Below are 19,297 nucleotides of genomic sequence, written 5' to 3' on the forward strand. Positions count from 1 at the left end.
AATCCCGGACCACGGATGAAGGCGACCCGACCGATCCGCTCCATGTTCCGGCGAAGGCTCACGCTCCTGTTGGGGCTGGTCTTGGTCGCCTGCGCGGCGATGGGCGCGCAGCTGACCCGCCTGACCGTGGTTGAGCACGGCACGCACGTCGCCGACGCCGAGCGGCGGCTGTACGCCGAGCGGTGGTTGCCAACGGTGCGGGGACGCATCCTCGACCGGCATGGGCGGGTGCTGGCGCAGGATCGTCCGAGTTACGAGGCTGCCGTCGATTACCGCGTGCTGTCCGGGGCGTGGGCGGACGAGCGGGCGAGGTCGTTCGCCCGGCGTGCTCACCGGGACGCCTGGCCCGTGCTGGACGCGGACGCACGCGAACGGTTGGTCGAGCGCTATCGGCAGGCGTACGACGCTCACGTGTCGGCCATGTGGACGCGACTGGCGTCGGTCACGGCGGCGGACGCGGCGGAACTCGAGTCGAGGCGTGCCCGCATCCTCGCCCGCGTCGATCGGATGGCGGGCACGGTCGCGGACGCTCGGCGGCGGCAGGCCATCCGAGAACAGGCGGCGCGGGGGAGACAGTTCACGCCGGAACTGCTGGCGCAGATCGACGAGCGGGCCGCGGCCGAGATCGCCGAGCAGCGGAGGCCGCACGTGGTGCTGCCCGACCTCGACGACGCGACGGCGTTTCTGCTGATGCGACTCGCGGAGCAGAGCGTGCCGCTCTTCGCGTGGCTGGACGATCCGTCGATCGACCGTGACGCCGCGTTGGCCGAGCAGGTTCCGCTGCTGCCCGGTCTGGTCGTGCGTCGGAGCGCCGACCGCGAGTACCCATTCGATCGTGTGACGGTGGAGATCGACCGCTCGACGTTTCCGGGTCCGTTGAAGCGCCAGGGGCACGAGAGCGTGTCGGTCGAGGGTGTGGCGGCCCACGTGCTCGGGTGGATGGGCAGGCGGGCGATCGACATCGACGTTGCCGCACGGCGTGAAGCCCTGAGCGCGGACGACGACCTGCACGCGCGCTCGACGGTCCGAACGCTCGACGGCCGGACGCGCGACCGGGGTCAGTACATGCCCGGTGACCCGGCGGGCAGGGCGGGGGTCGAGCGCGCCCATGAGGCCAGGCTGCGCGGGCTGCGCGGGCTTGAACTCACGCGGCTGGACCTTTCGCAGCGCACGGCAGTCGAGCCGGACTTCGGGCGCGACGTGCATCTGACGCTGGACGTGATGCTTCAGGCTCGTGTGCAGGCCGCGATGACGCCCGGTGTCGGACTCGCACAGGTCCACGCCTGGCATGGGGAGGACAACCCGACGATGCCTGTGGGCGCGCCGCTCAACGGGGCGGCGGTGGTGCTCGACGTGGATACCGGGGACGTGCTGGCGCTCGTCTCGACGCCATCGTTCAACCGCGACATGATGCGGGACGACCCCGAGTCCATCGCTGCGGAAGAGCTCGACAAGCCATATCTCAATCGCGCTATCGGTGTCGCGTATCCGCCCGGGTCGGTGGCGAAGGCGCTGATTCTGAGCGAGGCCGTCACGCGCGGGAACTACTCGCTCGACCAGCGGATCGAGTGCACGGGGCACCTCTTCCCGAACCTGCCGAACAACTACCGCTGCTGGGTCTATCGCGAGCGTTTCGGCTTCTCGACGCACCAGGCGCGGATGGGGCACCCGCTCGACGCGGTCGAGGCTCTGATGGTCTCGTGCAACATCTTCTTCTACACGCTCGGACAGAGGCTGGGGCCGCGCGATATCCAGGCGGCGTACCGAGACTTCGGCGTGGGTGAGCGGTTCGGGCTTGGGATCGGGCCGGAGCACCCGGGCACGCTGGGACCGGAGGGGAACGCTGCCGGGCTCTCGGCGTCGGACGCGATCCTGATGGGGATCGGCCAGGGTCCGGTGGACTGGACGCCGCTGCACGCCGCTTCGGCGTACGCGACGCTGGCGCGCATGGGCGTGGTGGTCCGGCCGCGACTGATCGACGACGGTACGCCGCCCGAGGTGCGGGAGCTTCGGTTGAACCGTCCGGCGGTGCAGGCCGCGCTCGAGGGGCTGGACCGCGTCGTGAACGACTCGCGCTACGGGACCGCGCACGCGATGACGATCAACGAGCGGCGCGAACCGATCTTCAACGCACCGGGCGTGCGTGTCCGGGGCAAGACCGGCACGGCGACCGCGCCGGACCTCCGCATCGACCCCGACGGCCCCGGCCCGCTGCCGGCGCAGGTCGCGCGTTCGGGCGACCACTCGTGGTTCGTTGTGCTGGTCGGTCACGAGGGGGAGAGGCCGCGGTACGCGATCGCGGTCGTGATGGAGTATGCCGGGAGCGGCGGGCGCGTCGCCGGCCCGATCGCCAACCAGATCATCCACGCCCTCATCGCCGAGGGATACCTGTGATGAACGTGCAACTGCACACGCTCATCAAGGGTTCGCGCGCGCCGCACCGGACGATCCGCTCGACGCTGACGCTGACGAACGCGGCGTGGCTCTCGGTGATCGCCGCTCTCGGGCTGAGCCTGCTGGGCATCTACTCGATCGATCTCGTCGGGCGTCCGACTGCGGGGGGGGCGTTCGATCTCGCGCCGCTGGCGTGGAAGCAGCTGGTGTTCCTGATCCTCGGGCTGCTCGCGGCGGTCATCGTCGCGCTGCCGCACTATCGGATGCTGTCCCTCGCGGCGTGGCCGGCGACGGTCGTCGTGCTGGGGCTGCTGGTATTCCTGCTCGCCCCGGGCGTGCCCAAGTGGCTCGTGACTCCGACGAACGGCGCACGGGCGTGGATCAACCTCGGCCCTGTGAACTTCCAGCCGGCGGAACTGGCGAAGATCGTCTTCGTGCTGGTGGTGGCGCGGTACATGCGGTTCCGGCGCACGCACCGCGAGTTCCGGGGGCTGATCGTGCCCGGGATCATCGCCTTCGTGCCGATGGCGCTCATCACGCTGCAGCCGGACCTGGGCAGCGCGAGCCTGTTCGTGCCTTCACTGTTCGCGATGCTCGTGGCGGCGGGCGCGAGGCTGCGGCACGTTGGTGTCATCATCCTCGCGGGATTGCTGGCTGCGCCGGCGAGCTGGCCGCTGCTCCGGCCCTACCAGAAGGAGCGGTTCATCGCGCTGGTGCATCAGGTGCAGGGCGACCGATCGCGCGAACAGGACATCAACTTCCAGTCGTTCACGGCCCAGCGGCTGGTCGGGGCGGGAGGGCTGTCGGGCAACTCGGATGCCCGCACGAGGGCGCTGGTGCGTTTCAACCGGCTGCCCGAGGCGCACAACGACATGGTCTTCGCGGTCGTGGTCAACCGCTTCGGCGCGCTGGGGGGGGTCGCGGTGTTCGGGTTGTATCTCGTGTGGCTCGGGGGCGCCCTGCTGACGGCGCTCTTCTGCCGAGAGCCGATCGGGCGGATTCTGTGCGTGGGGCTGGCGGCGTTCGTTGCGGTGCAGATGGTGATCAACGTGGGCATGACGATCGGGCTGCTGCCGATCGTCGGCATCACGCTGCCGTTCCTGTCCTACGGCGGGTCGAGCCTGCTGGCGTGCTGGATCATGACGGGGCTGATTCTGAACGTCGCGCTGCGGCGTCCGATGCCGCCGTTCCGCCCCTCGTTCGAGTACGCTGACGACGATGAGTGAATCCGCCTCTCCCATCGCGCCGACGCCGGAGTTTCTCGCCGCGCTGGACGAGTTGGGGGTGGAGTTGGAGCCGGGCGACGGCGAGCGGCTGGGGAGGTATCTCGGGCTGCTGCTGGAGACGAACCGGGCGTTCAACCTGACCGCGATCACCGACCCCGGGCAGGCGTGGATGCGACTGATCTTCGACGCGCTGACACTCGTGCCGCTGCTCGCGGAACTGCCGGCGCGGGCGTGCGTCCTGGATGTCGGATCCGGAGGCGGCCTGCCCGGCGTGCCGCTGGCGATCGTGATGCCGCAGTTGGACTTCACGCTGCTTGAGGCGACAGGAAAGAAGGCGGAGTTCCTTCGCACGGTTGCCGAGCGGCTGCACTTGACCAATCTCACGGTCGTCAACGATCGCGCGGAGCGGGCGGCGCACGACCGCGGTCCCAAGGACGAGTGGGCGGGGCGGGGCCTTGCAGGCCCGGTCGGACTGCGCGGTTCGTTCGACGCAGTGACAGCCCGTGCCCTTGGTCCCCTTGCGACGGCCGTCGAACTCACGGTGCCCTTCGCAAAGGTGGGAGGGTTGGTCTTGCTCGTCAAGGGTCAGCGGGCGGAGGAGGAACTGGCGGCGGCCCAGGAAGCGCTGCACCTGCTGCATGCAGCGCACGCAGCTACCGTCGAGACACCGACCGGCCGCATCGTCGTGCTGGAGAAGTTCCACCACACGCCGAAGGTGTACCCGCGTCGGGACGGCGAGCCGAAGCGTGCGCCGCTGGGCCTGCGACGCCCGTAAACTCCCTGCGTGCCCGACGCCGTCGATTCAATCCTCGGTCCCGACGGCCCGATCGCGGGCGCGCTCGGTGCGGACTTCGAAGCCCGCGACGAGCAACAGCGGATGGCGCGGGCGGTGGCCCGCGCGATGGCGCAGCGCGGGAGGCTGCTCGTCGAGGCGGGCACGGGCGTCGGCAAGAGTTTCGCGTACCTCGTGCCGGCGATCCTGCGGTGCCTGGCGCACGGCGAGACGGTGGTCGTCGCGACGAACACGATCTCGCTGCAGGAGCAGTTGATCGAGCGCGACGTGCCGCTGCTGGTGCGCACACTGGGTCTGCAGGGCGCGCCGGAGGCGTGGGCGGGAGAACTGCGCCCCGTGCTCGTCAAGGGTCGCGGCAACTACCTGAGCATCCGCCGGCTGGCGCTTGCGTCGGAGCGGGCGGTGCGGCAGCTGCCCGACGCGGCGAGCCGACGATCGCTGCAGGTGATCCAGGAGTGGGCGTACGCAACGCGCGACGGCACACTGAGCACGCTGCCCCCGCTGGAGCGACCCGGCGTGTGGAACCTGGTGCAGTCCGATTCTGGCAACTGCATGGGACGCAAGTGCCCGAACTACAAGCAGTGCTTCTACCAGGCCGCGCGTCGGCAGATGGAGGAGGCGAATCTGCTCATCTGCAACCACGCGCTCTTCTTTGCAGATCTTGCGCTGCGTGCGCGGAATGTCGGGTTCCTGCCGAAGTACGACCACGTCGTGCTGGACGAAGCGCACAACGTCGAGGACGTTGCCGCCGAGCATTTCGGGCTGTCGCTCTCGGAGGGGCGGGTGTTCCACCTGCTGGGGATGCTTCATCATCCGCGGGCGGCGCGGGGGTACCTCGCCCAACTGGACCTGTCGGTGGGGGACACGGAGGCGGTGTCGCGGACGGTGTCGCTGGTGATGCGGGCGGACACGGCCGCGCGCGAGTTCTTCGGCTCGCTGGCGGGGGCGCACCAGCGGTCGGACTCGCGGAACGGTCGTGTGCGAAGGCCGGGGGTCGTCGAGAACGTGCTGACGCCGGCGATGAATGAACTGGCGGTGAGGCTGCGGAGCCTGCGCGACGACGTGAAGTCGGAGGCGGATCGGTTCGAACTGACTGCCTACGCCGAACGAGCGGGCGAGATCGCCGACACGGCGGAGGCGCTGATCGAGCAGACGGCCGCAGGGTGTGTGTACTGGATCGAGTCGCGCCGGCCGAACGAGCCGGGAAGGCACGGCGCGACGAGGGTGACGCTGGCTTGTTCGCCGGTGGACGTCGCCCCGCTCCTGCGCGAGCGGTTGTTCGAGGGGCAGCACTCGGTGGTGCTGACGAGCGCGACGCTGGCGACGCGCACCGTGCGCGACGACGAGCCTGCGGAGCGCGCGGAGACGGCCTTTGCTCACGCCATCTCGCGGCTCGGGTGCGAAGGCGCGCCGACGCTGCAACTCGGCTCTCCCTTCGACTACGCGCGGCAGATCGAGGTCTTCGTCGACAGGTCCATGCCCAGCCCCAGGGCCGGCGACGAGGCGGCGGCACACGGCGACGACGTGTACACGCGGGAACTGGTGTCGCGCATCCTTGATCACGTGTCCGCGACGGAGGGTGGGGCGTTCGTGCTGTTCACGTCGTTCGGTTCGCTCTACCGGGCGGCGGACGCGCTGCGATCGTCCCTGCGGGAACTGGGGCTGCCACTGCTCGTGCAGGGCAGGGACGGCTCGCGGCGGGACATCCTCCTGCGTTTCCGCGAGGACGGGCGGTCGGTGCTGCTCGGTGCGGCAAGTTTCTGGCAGGGGGTAGACGTTCGGGGGCACGCGCTGCGGAACGTCATCATCACGCGGCTGCCGTTCGAGCCGCCGGATCGACCGCTGACGGAGGCCCGCCTGGACCTGATCCGGGAACGGGGGGGAGACCCATTCCGCGACGACTCGCTCCCGCGGGCGGTGCTGCGGTTCAAGCAGGGGTTCGGCAGGCTGGTGCGGTCGGCGACTGACCGTGGGCGGGTCGTGGTGTTGGACCCTCGTATCCTGACGACCGGCTACGGGCGACACTTCTTGGCGGCATTGCCCGAGGGGGTGCCGCTCCGGGTGCTGCCAGTCCAAGCGGACGACCCCGCGATCGCGGACTGAGCACCCGGCTCTGGACGATTCGCAGGGGCGTGCTAGGCTTTCCCCTTCGTCAAGCCCATACCTGCCCCCCCCGGAGAACCCCGGTCATGCTGGGACGCGTTTTCAAGGCCTACGACGTCCGCGGCACTTATCCCGATCTCCTGAACGACCAGATGGCCTGGCAGATCGGCTTCGGCGTCTCGCGGTTCCTGCGCGGGGAGGCGGAGGCCGCTGGGCAGACGAACCCGATGATGCGCAACATTGTGGTGGGCAGAGACATGCGCGCGTCAAGCCCGTCGCTGGCACGAAGCCTGATCTCGGGGATCAATGCCCAGGGCGGCGACGTGATCGATGTCGGGCTGGTCGATACCCCCTTTGTTACCTTTGCGATCAACCATTTGGGCTGCGCGGGCGGGGTAATGGTGACGGCGAGCCACAACCCGCCGCAGTACAACGGGTTCAAGGTGTCCCGCCGACAGGGCAAGCCTGTCGGCGAGATGAACGGGCTGGCGGAAGTCCGCAAGTACGCCGCGATGGTGGACACGACCATCGGCAGGGGAGCGGGCGGGCGTTCGGAGACGCGGGACTTGTGGGAGGCCTACGCCCGCCATGTCCTGCGGACATTGGACCTGAAGCGGCCGTTGAAGATCGTCATCGACGCATCGAACGGCATGGCCGGGGCGATGGTGCCGAGAGTATTCGGCAAAGGCGGCTCGAACGTCAAAGGTCTCACGATCGTCGAGGTGAACTTCGAGCACACGAAGGGGAACTTCGCGCACGAGCCGAACCCGCTGGTGTCGGCGAACCTGGCGCAGACGCAGGAGGCGGTGAAGGCGAACAAGGCCGACCTCGGCGTGTGCTTCGACGGCGACGCGGACCGGCTGGTGGTGGTGGACGAGAAAGGGGCGATCATCGGGTGCGATCACCTGACCGCGCTGCTCGCGAAGTGGTTCCTCGCCCGCGCCCCCGGGGGGGGGATCGTGTACGATCTGCGCTCGACGAAGGCGGTGGAGGAGGACGTGCGTGCGGCCGGCGGGAGGCCGTACCGGTGCCGGGTCGGGCACGTTTTCATGAAGCAGGTGATGGCGGAGCACGACTGCGTGTTCGGGGGGGAACTCTCCGGGCACTTCTACTTCCGCGACAACTTCTATGCGGATTCGGGCGCGATCGCGCTGACGACGCTGCTGACTGTGATCTCGTCCCAATCGAAACCCCTGAGTGCACTGATCGCGCCGGTGCGGCGGTACGTGCAGTCGGGCGAGATCAACTTCGTGAACGAGGAGGCGGACGCCGCGCTGGATGCGCTGCGGGAGCAGTTCGTTGACGAGGCGGACGTGGACGAACTCGACGGCGTGACCATCGACCTGTTCAAGGCCCGGGGATGGTGGTGCAACGTGCGCAAGAGCAACACCGAGCCGCTGCTGAGGTTGAACGTCGAGGCGAAGGATAAGAAGGTGCTGGACAAGGTTCTCGCGGAACTCCGCCCCCGCCTCGGACGCAGGGTCGATCACTGACCGCTCGACGTCGGGCGGGCGGCCCGGCGGCGTGCGGCGAGCGAACCACGCATGAACCTCGCGCAGTTCTTCGACCATTGGCGGATCGCCGAGAACCCCTTTCAGGGCGAGGAGGCCCGGCACGACGCGGTGTTCGCTCGTATGGCGTTGCGCCTCGAGTCGGCGCACGCGCCCGTGGCGACGCACTCGGACTTCGAGAAGATCCTCGGCGGTATGAGCAGGCCCGCCACCGCGGTGGTGTTCGGCGAGAAGGGGAGCGGCAAGACCGCGATCCGGATGCAGATCGCCGACCACGTCGCGCGGCATAACGCAGCGAACCGGTCGGGGCGCGTGTTCCTCATCGCGTACGACGACCTGAACGCCTTCCTTGATCGGCTGCACGAGGCCAACGGTGGAAAGACACCCCTCGACTCGTTCCAGCGGATGCGGCTGGTGGATCACATCGACGCGGTGCTGTCGATCGGGGCGACGGAGGTTGCCGACGCGCTGCTCGACGGGCGCACGAGCACCGCGAACCCACTGAGTCCGGACGATCGGCGAACATTCCGGCGTGCGCCGGTCGACGTTCGACGCGACCTCCTGATTCTCCAGGCGGTGTACGACCGATCCGACGACGCCGACACACGGACCGAGAGGCTGGCGCGGTGGCTGCGTCTCGGTCGGCTCGGCTCGGACGCGGTGTGGCGAGCGGCGGCCGCACTGGGCTGGCTTCCGGCGGCTGCGTTCCTCGCATGGCTCGTCGTGGACAAAGCCGCGCCCGGGGGGAGGACCGCACTGTACCTGTTTGCCGCGCTGCTCGCGCTGTGGGGCGTCCTCCTGCTCAAGACGTTCGTGCTCGACAGGTTCGCGCTACGTCGGTTGGCGCATCGCCTGCGCCGACAGTTGCGGGTGCTGCGGCGCACGGACGACTCGTTCGCGAGGTCGCTGGGCAGGCTGGGCCGCGCGGACCGGACGCATTCGGTGCTCCCGATGACCTCGTCGGACGAGCAGCGCTACGCGATGCTGGACAGGCTGCGTCGGGCGCTGCGGTCGCTCGGCTACGACGGCGTGATGGTCGTCATCGACCGTGTGGACGAGCCGACGCTCGTGAGCGGCGACGCCGAGCGGATGCGGGCGATCGTGTGGCCGATGTTCAACAACAAGTTCCTGCAGCAGGAAGGCTTCGGCGTCAAGATGCTGCTGCCGATCGAGCTGCGCTACGCGTTGTTCAAGGAGTCCAGCGCGTTCTTCCAGGAGGCGCGGCTGGACAAGCAGAACCTCGTCGAGCGCCTGACCTGGACCGGGGCGATGCTCTACGACCTGTGCGACGCGAGGCTGCGGGCGTGCCGTGCGCCTGATGCGGAGGGTTCGATCACGCTCCTCGACCTCTTCGCGGACGACGTGACGCGGCAGGACCTGGTCGACGCCCTCGACCAGATGCACCAGCCGCGGGATGCGTTCAAGTTGCTCTATCGGTGCCTGACGGAGCACTGCTCGAACGTGACCGCGGAACAGGCGCAATGGCGTGTGCCTCGGCTCGTGCTGGAACACGTCCGCAAGCAGGAAGCGGATCGTGTGCAGCAGTTGTACCGGGGGATCAGGCCGGCATGAGGCGCCGGAAGCCGCGACTTGCAAGGCCCCGGCCCATGTGGGCGTCTCTTTCCGCGGATCGGTTCAGTGCACGACGCTGGTCGAGCGTTCGATGGATTCGACGACCTGGCGGACTTGGAAAGGCTTGCGGAGGAAGTCGTCGAAGCCCTGGGAACGGAGGGCGTGGGCCTGGCCGTCGGTCATCTTTGCGCTCATGGCGACGATCTTGGTCATCTGGAGAGCGTCGCTCCGGCGGACAAGATCGGCGACGTGGCGCGAGTCACCATCGGAGAGGTGCATGTCGAGGAGGATGACATGGGGGCGGAAGCGTTCGCACTCCATGCCTGCCTGGAAGCCGGTGGTGGCGGTATGGACCTCGTAGGTGGTCTGCTCGGTCAGGACGCGGTGAAGGGTGTCCACGACGTCGCTGTCGTCGTCCACGATGAGGACGCGGGTGCGGCCGGAGGATATCCCGTCCATGGGGATGCCGTGGGCGCGCATGAAGCGGAGAAGTTCAGCGACGGGGATTCTCCGGTCCTTGGAGCCGGGGATGCGGTACCCCTTGAGGGTGCCGGTGTCGAACCACTTGGAGACGGTGCGGGGGGCAACGTTGCAGATCTTCGCCACCTCGCCGGTCGTCAGCACGTCCTTATCGATGGTCATCGTCTCACCTCGCGCACGAAGCGGGCAGCAGCCCGGAGGGCTTCACCGGGCTTGCATCGGCGAGGAGGGGGTCTTGCTTGACGGGCCGGCCTCGGGGAGGCCCAACTTCTGGTTCTGGGACGCCGAACGGGCGGTCGAGCCTGGGGTTGGGGTTTGAGCGTGGCGATTGACACGGGTTGTTGGGGACCGCTAGATTGCGGGGCCTCGGGACAGGGGGGGTAGGCTTGGAGTCCGTCCGGGCGGCCGCGGGCTGTGGCTGTCTTGGCTCGGAGCAAGTCCCGAGGATCAGGTTCGTCCCGCCCGAGTGGCGATAGGAGAGGTTCCCGTGCGAATCGTTGCCCCCGGTCGTTTGGTCGTGGTTCTGTGCATGCTCGCGGTGGCCGTTCTCTCTGTTCCGGTTCGCGGGCAGGCGGTGCCTGCCACGGATGCTGACCGGCTGCGGGACTTCATCCACTACACGAAGATCGCGCGCTACGACGCGGCGGAACTGATGGGTCAGCAGTTGCTGGCGTCGGGGATGTCGCCGGAGGCGTTCGCCGACCTGGTCGAGGTGTCGGGCGAGTCGCTGCGGTTCGCCGAGGCGGTGGGCCTGGCGATGCGGGCCGAGGGTGGCGAGACGGAACTCGAGGCGACGGCGGGTGCACTGCAGCGGCTCTTCGAGCGGGGTCGCCTGAACAAGGCGCGCGCGCCCGCGGAGGTCGAGCGGAACATCGCGCTGCTGACGGGCGGGCTTCAGGGCCGGTTCCTGGCGCAGCAGCGGCTGGTGACGGCGGGCGAGTACGCCATGCCGCAGCTGCTCGAAGCGCTGCTGGACGGCAACAACCCGCAGTTGCAGGCGGCGGTGCAGAGGTTGATGATCGACATGGGCCGGCAGGCGGTGATACCGCTGTGCGCTGCGCTGCCGCACCTGCAACCCTCGGAGCAGGAACTGGTGGTGCAAGTGCTTGGGCAGTTGAAGTACGGCACGTCCGCGCCGTTCGTGATGGAACTGATGACGGGGACGAAGTCGCCCGCGGTGGCGGCGGCGTGCAGGCGTGCGCTGGACGCGGTGGGGGGGTCGCTCGGCGCGCTCGACGCTGCGTCGCTCTACGAGTGGTTGGGCGAGGTGTACTACGGCGAGCGGGCGGAGGTCACGTCCTTCCCCGGCGAGGAGCACCAGTTGCTCTGGTCGTATCTTCCGGGCGCGCCGAAGACGCCGCTCATCGCAACGGCGATCCGCACCGAGGTGTATCACGAGGCGATGGCGATGCGGATGGCGGAGAAATCGCTCGCGTTGCGCGGCGACAACGCGGACGCGCTGGCGCTCTGGGTGGCCTCGAACTTCAAGCGGCAGAACGAGACGCCGGACGGATACGAGAACCCCGCGTATGCCTCGACGCGGCGCGGCGCGGAGTATTTCGCGGCGGCGGCGGGCGTGCCCGTGAATCAGCGCGTGCTGGCCCGTGCGATCGACACGCGGAACACGCGGCTCGCCCGGCAGGCGATCGCGGCGATCGAGCGGACGGCGGGAGGCTCGCAGTTGTGGTCGGGGCTTGCCGCCCGGAGACCGTTGCTGGAGAGCCTCGCGTACCCGAACCGTCGCGTGCAGTATGACGCCGCGCTGGCGCTGGGCAGGGCGCAGCCGACGGAGACGTTCACGGGGTCGGAGCGTGTGGTTCCGCTGCTGGCGAGCGCGATCCGGGATGCGTCGAAGCAGTACGCCGTTGTGATCACGCCCGAGGCGGAACAGTACCAGGCGGTTCGGCGTGTGCTGGAGCGCGAGGGGTACGTGGTGCTGCCGCGTGCGGGCACGCTCGCCGAGGCCGCGGAGCCGATCGCGGAGACGCCCGGGATCGACCTGATCGTGACGGCGCAGGTGGCGGACGCGACGCTGCGGACAATCGACGAAGCGAGGGCCTCGACGAAGCTGGCCGCGACACCTGTGCTTGGTCTGGTGAGTTCGGTCTCGTACGCCGAACTCGGGCCGCAGTTCGAGCGCGACACGACGGTGTCGATCCGACAGCTCGGGCTGACGGAGGCGATGCTGGCGACGGCGGCCAGGGAACTGGTGGATGCGGCGTCCGGCGGCGTCGTCGGCGCGGAGGAAGCCGCGGAGTACGCCTCGCGGTCGCTCGCGGTGCTGCGAGATCTCGCTGTGGCGGGCAACCCGGTGTTCGACGTGAGCGACGCGGCTGCGCCGCTCATCGCCTCGCTCGGCGCGTCGAGCGGCGCGACGAAGATGCGCGTTGCGGAGGTGCTGTCCCGCATCGGGCAGGAGCGAGCGCAGGTTGCAATCATGGACGCCGCGCTCGCGGCCTCGGGACAGGAACGGGTCGCCCTGCTCGAGATGGTGGGCGAGTCAGCCAAGCGGTTCGGCAACATGCTCTCCGATCGCCACGTCACGCGGCTGGTCGGGCTGGCAAGGGACGGCCAGAGTGAAGAGGCGGTGACCGCCGCGGCCCTGATGGGTGCGCTGAACCTGCCCAACACCGAACTGCTCGGCCTGATCGGGTCCGGGTCGTCCAACTGAGCAAAGCACGAAGCGCACGCGATCGCCGCGCTCCATCGCCGCGTGGCGTCGTAGGGGCTGTTCGTGCGTGCCCGATAAGCCGCCTCTGAGTGTTCGCGGTGATCCCCTCGTCGGGGGGAGAGTGCCCGCGCAAGCGTCAATGTGACCGCAGCCGTCACGATCCCGCACGGCATGGCTGCATTCACACCAGCAAGGTCAATCGGGGGTGTTCCGCGGCCGATGGCCTGTTGCGGCGCGGTTGCGCCCGGGCGGCGGAGGAGCCGTCCGGGGGCCGCTCGCCGGATTCAGGAACCCCCCGCCGCGTTGGCGGAACGCAGGAGCTCGCGAGTGACTCGAGTGAGTGAAGGAGGCCTCAACATGAAGGCGAATCGTGCCCGGGCGCGGGCGTTCACGCTGGTTGAAATTCTGATCGTCGTGGTGATCCTCGGCATCCTCGCGGCGATCGTCGTGCCGCAGTTCACGAACGCGGCGAACGACGCCCGCGGCGGCAACATCCAGACGCAGCTCCAGACGCTGCAGAACCAGATCGAGCTGTACGCCGCCCGCAACAACGGGAACTACCCGGACCTCTCGGCCGACTGGGACGATCTCCTGGACGGCAACTACCTCAAGTCGGCTCCGGCGAACCCCGCGTGGCCGACCGCGGGGACGCGCACCAGCGTCGCCTCGGGCGACGAGGGCACCGGCTCGGCGGTCGCCGCCTGGTTCTTCAATACCACCAACGGGACGATCTACGCCTCGTACTTCGACGAGGAGAACGGTGAGATCACCGGCAACGCGACGGACTGATCCTCGCGTGCCTGCATGACACACTGGCCCCGCTCCCGGGAGGGAGCGCGGGCCGATTCAACGCAAGATTCGCTCCACGGCTGACGGGACACGGAGAGTCGAGATGGACAAGGCCATGCGCGGATTCACGCTCGTTGAGATTCTCGTCGTGGTGGTCATCCTCGGCATCCTGGCCGCGGTGGTCGTGCCGCGATTCGCCAACGCGACGAGCGAGGCGAGCGAGAAGGCCACGTTCCACGAGCTTCAGAAGGTGCGGCGCGTGATCGACGTGTACCGCGTTCGGAACTCGGATGTGCTCCCGACGATCGAGGAAGGAAACGGGACGTGGGGTTCGCTGCTGAACAATCAGTACCTCAAGACCGCGCCGGTCAACGCCTGGGTCGGCCAGCCGAACGGCAGCGTGATCGTCTTCGGCGACGGTCCCGACGTGGCGTATCAGACCGAGCACGGGTGGATCTACGACCCCGCGACGGGTCGCGTGTGGGCGGGCGGGTTCGACGGCAACGACGAGCCTCATCCGAAGAACTGAGTGAGTGAGGAACAGACCATGGACGCCATCAACAGCGGGCACGACCGACCGAGGTTCCGATTCGCTGGCCGCGCGTGGACCAACGGGTTGCTCGCGCTCATCGCGGTCCTTGTCGGCGCGACGATCCTGAAGCAGCCGCCGGCGGTCGCGTCGGCGTCGCAGGACGACGAGCCTCGCGCCAGGGGCGTGGTCAACCCGGCGGACCAGCGCAACGAGATCATCCGGCAGCTGCGGTCGCTCAATGACCGGCTCGGCCGGGTCGAGAAGCAACTGACTGACGGCGTGCGAGTCCGCGAGACGAAGTGAGGGAGGCGACCGTGATCGCGCGTTGCTGCACCGGGCGGGGTGGGCGGCCTGGCCGGGCGGCGTTGCCTCGCGCCTACACCCTGATCGAGGTGCTGGTGGTGGTCGTGGTGCTGGGGATCGCGGCCGCGCTGGTCGTGCCTTCGATCGGCAGCGCGGGCGTGCTCCGCGTCCAGGCGGCGGTGCGGACCGTGGTCTCCGACATCGCGTTCGCGCAGGCGGATGCGCTGGCCTACCAGCAGAGGCGGGCGATCATCTTCTACCCCGAGAGCAACGCCTACATGCTGGCCGAGGTGCAGGTCACGATGATCGGCGAAGGGCAGACGGAAGTGACCTACGAGCCGCTGCTCCTGCGGGGCGGACCGGACGACCGCTACATCATCAACTTCAACGACGCGAGATTCAGCGGCGCGGAAATCCTGTCGGCGTCGTTCGACGGCGATTCCGTGCTGATCTTCGACGAGCTCGGCGGGCCGGTCGTCGATCCGGCGGCCGATGAGGCGGGTTCGGGCGGGAGCGTCGTCATCCGAGGGAGCGGGTCAGTGTTCCGGGTGAACGTCTCGCCGTTCACGGGGCAGGTTTCCGTCGAGAAGATCGCCGATGATTGAGCGGGGCAAGAGCAGGGGCGCATCGCGCGGACGCAGGCCGAGCGGGTTTCGACTCGCGGTCGTGGCGTTGACGGGCGCACTGAGCCTGCTCATCTGGCAGCGGCTCCGCCTGGTGACGGATACGCCGAGGTCAGTCTACGCCGAGCCGCGCGAGGATGAGGATGCTCGCTCGGCAGGACGTGCGACGGAGCGGCCTGAACGCGCGCCGCTGGATGACGCGGCGGACTGAAGCCCGGGGTGGCGCCGGTCGGTTATTGCGCGTTCCGTTTGTGCGGGCTTGGGTTGGCCGCGCTGGTCAAACGGCAGACTCGCCCCAAAGTCCTCATCCGGTCTGGACGACATACCGAGAACAACCGGCCGAGCCGACGGTGAGTGGCCCGGGATGCGTCCGGGACGACGGCAGGCCCGAGAAACAGGCAGGGTTGAGACATGAGCCACCGTCACAACGAGTCGAGCGGGTCCGAATCTCAGCGGAAGAACCGTCGCGTGGGCCGGGTCGCTACCTCGGCGGCCGCGCTCGCCCTGATCGCGGGCACGCCCGCCGCGTTCGCGCAGGACGAGGACGGCGACCTGGGCCTGGGCCTGGGCGCGATCATGGAGGCGGCTCGGAACGCCGCCGCGTCCGCGAACAGCCGGGCGGCGGAGGTCAACGCGACCGCCGGGGACATGCCCGCTCCCGCGCAGCAGTCCAACCAGCCGGACGAGCAGCGCGTGCAGGAACTGATGGACCGTGTGCGAGTGGACGAGAACATGATCGTCGAGCTGCACGTGCAGAACGAGGCCCTGGCGAACGTGCTGCAGCTGCTCTCGATCCAGAGCCAGCGGAACATTGTCGCGAGCCAGGCAGTCTCCGCAACGGTCTCGGCGAACCTGTACGGCGTGACGTTCTACGAGGCGCTTGACGCCATCCTGCACGTCAACGGGTTCGGGTACGTGGAGAAGGGCAACTTCATCCACGTCTACACGCTGGCGGAACTGGAGCAGATCGAGCAGGCGTCGCGGCGGCGGGTCCACAAGCGGGTGACGCTGAACTACCTGAACGCCGTCGACGCGGCGGAGTTCGTCACGCCCCTGCTGAGCGAAGGCTCCTTCATCAAGACCAACAACCGCACGGAACGGTTCAGCCTGCCGGGCGACGCCCCTGCGGGCGCGGACGACTTCGTGCACGGCGCGACGCTCATCATCTTCGACTACCCCGACCGCGTCGAGGAGATCGAGGGCCTGCTGCGCGAACTCGACACCCGGCCGGCCCAGGTGCTCGTCGAGGCGACCATCGTGCAGACGCAGTTGAACGAGGCCAACGCGTTCGGCGTGGACTTCTCGATCATCGCGGACCTGAGCATGGGCGATTTCGTCAACCTCGGCGGCCCGCTCGGCTCCGTGGACGGTCTGATCGGTGGCACCGGATCGCGCATCTCCGGCGGGTCTTCGCAGACCGTGGGCATTCCCGGCGACGACGGGCGCGGCGGCGCGCTGGTCTCCACCGCGGGCAACGCCTCCGGCCCCGCGACCTTCAAGGCCGGCATCGTCTACAACGACGTCGCCGTCTTCCTGCGGATGCTCGACGAGGTGGGCGACACGACCATCATCTCGAACCCCAAGATTCTCACGCTCAACCGGATGCCGGCCCGTGTGCTCGTCGGTCGCAAGGTCGGCTACCTGAGCACAACGTCGAATGAGACCAGCACGACGCAGACCGTGCAGTTCCTCGACACTGGTACGCAGCTGTACTTCCGTCCCTTCGTGACGAACGAGGGCATGATCCGCATGGAGCTCAAGCCGCAGGTGTCGGAGGCGGTCATCCGCAACGCGACCGACGCGACCGGCGCGGCCGTCACGATCCCGGACGAGATCACGAACGAGCTGGTGACGAACGTGATCGTGCCGGACGGGCACACGATCGTGCTGGGCGGCCTGTTCCGCGAGTCGACCACGACCTCGCGGCGTCAGGTGCCGTTCCTGGGCGACATCCCGATCATCGGGGCGGCGTTCCGCGGGCATGAGGACGAGACGCAGCGCAACGAGATCATCTTCATGATCACGCCGTCGATCGTGAGCGACGACGTGCTGATCAAGGCCGGGACCGAGGGGCTGGAGGTCGCGCGTCGGGCGCGGGCCGGCGCCCGTGAGGGTCTGCTGCCGTGGTCGCGTGAGAAGCAGGCGAGCAAGCTGCTCGTGGACGCGGACCGCCTGGCGTCGGAGGGCAAGACCGAGGAGGCGCTGCACCGGGTGCGTCGCTCGCTCGAGCTGTTCCCGAACCAGCCGGACGCGATCGAGATGCGTGAGAAGCTGATGAACGAGCGCACGGTCTGGCCGAACCGCGACCTGCTGCACTCGATCATCCACGGCGAAGTGGAGGAACTGCTGCACACGGACGCGGACCGGCGCTCGGCGATCACGCCCGCACCGGACTCGATGAGCGTCACGGGCACGGCGGGTGGTCCGGACGCCGCGAACGGCACCATGGCTGTTGCGGCTGCCGAGCCGGAGCGGTCCGGCGGCAATGCGGCTTCCTTCGCCGAGACAACGGATGATCCGCAGATGGAACAGGTCAACGTTGTTGCCGACACGGGCGAGGCGTGGGACTCCGGCAACGTCTGGGGTCTGGAAGAGAGCGGCGATCCGTTCGCTTCGGGCGTGCAGGCCGATTCACCGAACACCGACGCCGACAGCGCGGCATTCGAGGTTGCCTCGGAGCCGTGGTCCAACGCTGCCGGCAACGACCTCGCGATCGAGAGAAACGACGCCCCGCTGGAGGAGTGGGACAACGGTGCGCAGGTCGCCGAGTCCGACTCGACCTCGTGGATCGACGAGTTGAACGAGGAGGAGCGCCGCATTCTCGGCTGGGCGACGATGATGCACGGGTTCCGCGGGCTGGCCCGCATCTTCGGTGCGGCGGCGGAGAGCGTGCCGAGCTTCTCGACCGTGCCCACGGAGCCGACGCCGGCTGAGAACAAGTGACCCACCAACCCCGGGGGACGGCCCGCCGCGCGCGGGCCGCCTCTCGGGCGTCCGCGACGACACGACGACCGTTCGGAGGAGAGGGAAGAAAGGGAGAACCGCGATGAACGCACGGACCACGCTGCGCTTCGGATTGACAGCCTGTCTCTGCCTCGTCGGCCTCGCGGCCGGGTGCGGGGGCGGTGGGCACGGCAAGTACACCCGCGAGCACCTCTCGGCGGCGCGAGAGAAGCTCAGCATCATGAAGAGCGCAACAGAGCACGACATGGCGCGGCAGGCGTTCCTTGCCGGCGACCTTGACAAGGCCCTGAAGCGCATCGATACCTCGATCGCCATCAACGACCAGGTGGCGCGGAGCCACGTGCTTCGCGGCCGCATCCTCAACGAGATGGGGGCGCTCGACCAGGCCGTGCACTCGCTCAAGGCCGCAGAGTCGCTCGACCCGGAGAACGTCGAGGCGCAGTTCTACCTCGGCGTGCTCTTCGAGCGGCTGCAGGAGCAGGAGACCGCGCTGGGCCACTATCGGCGTGCAATGGAGATCGACCCGACCGCGCCGCAGTACGCGGTGGCGGCCGCAGAGACGCTGATCGACATGGGCCGGCCGGCGGAAGCCGAGACGCTCCTGCGCGATGGTGGCGGGCGGTACGAGCACGCGGCGGGCGTGAAGCAGACACTGGGGCACATCGCGCTGATGGCGGGCCGGAACGCGGAGGCCGTGGACCTGTTCAACCAGGCGCGGCTGCTTGCGCCGGACGACCTCGCCATCCTCGAAGATCTTGTGCGTGCGCAGGTGGCCGTGCGGGACTACCGCGCCGCGGAGGGGAATCTTGCACGCCTGCTGAAGAACGCGGACCGTGCTGGACGGCGCGACCTGCTGCACTCCCGTGCACGGTGCCTGACGGAACTGGCTCGACCGGTGGAAGCACGCACAATCTACGTGACGCTGACCGAAGGTGACGAGGGGGCGGGCGACGTCGAGGCGTGGATCGGCCTGGGCGAGCTTTCCTACGTGCTCAAGGATCAGCATCGGCTTCGTGCCGCGGCGATGCGCGTGATCGCGCTCGCGCCGGAGCGGCCGGACGGCTACCTGCTGCGAGCGCTGTGGCACCGACGGCAGAACGAGAACGCGGCCGCGCTGGAGTGGCTCGGGCGAGCGGCGGCGCGCGATCCCGCCTCGGCGAAGATCAACACGCTTCGCGGGCTGGTGCTCCGCGACATGGGCCGACACGAGGCGGCGAGGGAATCGTTCACGCTGGCGCTGAACGCCGATCCGACGAACGCCGGCCTGCGGGCGTTGCTGGACTCGGTCGGCGGCACGACAGTGGCGGGCGTGCAGAACGAGCCGTGACCGGCACAA

The 19,297-nt window shown here is 68.8% G+C and carries 15 protein-coding genes; 14 read left to right on the forward strand and 1 reads right to left on the reverse strand.

Going from position 1 to position 19,297, the window contains the following annotated elements; all coding sequences use genetic code 11:
• Positions 1-15: 15 nt before the first annotated feature.
• From FBT69_06430 to FBT69_06455, 6 genes are all read left to right on the forward strand, one after another.
• Positions 16-2,394: a hypothetical protein gene (locus tag FBT69_06430; GenBank protein MDL1904437.1), complete on the forward strand. Its 2,379-nt coding sequence runs from the start codon at positions 16-18 to the stop codon at positions 2,392-2,394.
• On the forward strand, positions 2,394-3,620 hold the full coding sequence (locus FBT69_06435; GenBank protein MDL1904438.1) for a hypothetical protein: 1,227 nt from the start codon (positions 2,394-2,396) through the stop codon (positions 3,618-3,620). The genes FBT69_06430 and FBT69_06435 overlap by 1 nt, the downstream gene beginning before the upstream one ends.
• Complete coding sequence (gene rsmG / locus FBT69_06440; GenBank protein MDL1904439.1) at positions 3,613-4,395, forward strand: 16S rRNA (guanine(527)-N(7))-methyltransferase RsmG; 783 nt, start codon at positions 3,613-3,615, stop codon at positions 4,393-4,395. The genes FBT69_06435 and rsmG overlap by 8 nt, the downstream gene beginning before the upstream one ends.
• A 9-nt stretch (positions 4,396-4,404) precedes the next feature.
• On the forward strand, positions 4,405-6,516 hold the full coding sequence (locus FBT69_06445) for a helicase (protein MDL1904440.1): 2,112 nt from the start codon (positions 4,405-4,407) through the stop codon (positions 6,514-6,516).
• Positions 6,517-6,602: 86 nt separating this feature from the next.
• Positions 6,603-8,009, forward strand: coding sequence for a phosphomannomutase/phosphoglucomutase (locus FBT69_06450; protein ID MDL1904441.1), 1,407 nt, complete (start codon positions 6,603-6,605; stop codon positions 8,007-8,009).
• 51 nt (positions 8,010-8,060) lie between these two features.
• Positions 8,061-9,599, forward strand: coding sequence for a hypothetical protein (locus tag FBT69_06455; GenBank protein ID MDL1904442.1), 1,539 nt, complete (start codon positions 8,061-8,063; stop codon positions 9,597-9,599).
• A 63-nt stretch (positions 9,600-9,662) separates the two neighbouring features.
• Here FBT69_06455 and FBT69_06460 read toward each other — a convergent pair whose 3' ends face one another.
• On the reverse strand, positions 9,663-10,241 hold the full coding sequence (locus FBT69_06460; GenBank protein ID MDL1904443.1) for a response regulator: 579 nt from the start codon (positions 10,239-10,241) through the stop codon (positions 9,663-9,665).
• 325 nt (positions 10,242-10,566) lie between these two features.
• On the opposite strand from FBT69_06460, the gene FBT69_06465 reads away from it, so the two are divergent.
• The 8 genes from FBT69_06465 to FBT69_06500 all read left to right on the forward strand — a co-directional run bounded on the left by FBT69_06465 (position 10,567) and on the right by FBT69_06500 (position 19,288).
• Positions 10,567-12,750 (forward strand): hypothetical protein, encoded by a 2,184-nt coding sequence (locus tag FBT69_06465; GenBank protein MDL1904444.1) that lies wholly within the window; start codon positions 10,567-10,569, stop codon positions 12,748-12,750.
• A 171-nt stretch (positions 12,751-12,921) separates the two neighbouring features.
• A complete protein-coding gene (locus FBT69_06470; protein ID MDL1904445.1) occupies positions 12,922-13,539 on the forward strand; it encodes a prepilin-type N-terminal cleavage/methylation domain-containing protein in 618 nt (205 codons plus the stop codon).
• A 103-nt stretch (positions 13,540-13,642) separates the two neighbouring features.
• Positions 13,643-14,068, forward strand: a complete 426-nt coding sequence (locus FBT69_06475; protein MDL1904446.1) for a prepilin-type N-terminal cleavage/methylation domain-containing protein — start codon at positions 13,643-13,645, stop codon at positions 14,066-14,068.
• Positions 14,069-14,086: 18 nt separating this feature from the next.
• A complete protein-coding gene (locus FBT69_06480; GenBank protein ID MDL1904447.1) occupies positions 14,087-14,374 on the forward strand; it encodes a hypothetical protein in 288 nt (95 codons plus the stop codon).
• Between the two features lie 14 nt (positions 14,375-14,388).
• Positions 14,389-14,979: a prepilin-type N-terminal cleavage/methylation domain-containing protein gene (locus tag FBT69_06485; GenBank protein MDL1904448.1), complete on the forward strand. Its 591-nt coding sequence runs from the start codon at positions 14,389-14,391 to the stop codon at positions 14,977-14,979.
• Complete coding sequence (locus FBT69_06490; protein MDL1904449.1) at positions 14,972-15,208, forward strand: hypothetical protein; 237 nt, start codon at positions 14,972-14,974, stop codon at positions 15,206-15,208. Before FBT69_06485 ends, FBT69_06490 begins: the two co-directional genes overlap by 8 nt.
• Before the next feature lie 200 nt (positions 15,209-15,408).
• Positions 15,409-17,940, forward strand: a complete 2,532-nt coding sequence (locus tag FBT69_06495; GenBank protein ID MDL1904450.1) for a hypothetical protein — start codon at positions 15,409-15,411, stop codon at positions 17,938-17,940.
• A 103-nt stretch (positions 17,941-18,043) separates the two neighbouring features.
• Positions 18,044-19,288 carry a tetratricopeptide repeat protein gene (locus FBT69_06500; GenBank protein MDL1904451.1) on the forward strand — a complete coding sequence of 415 codons (1,245 nt, stop codon included), beginning with the start codon at positions 18,044-18,046 and terminating at the stop codon, positions 19,286-19,288.
• Positions 19,289-19,297 lie beyond the last annotated feature (9 nt).

Source organism: Synechococcales cyanobacterium CNB, assembly GCA_030263455.1.
Taxonomy (GTDB): Bacteria; Planctomycetota; Phycisphaerae; order Phycisphaerales; family UBA1924; genus CAADGN01.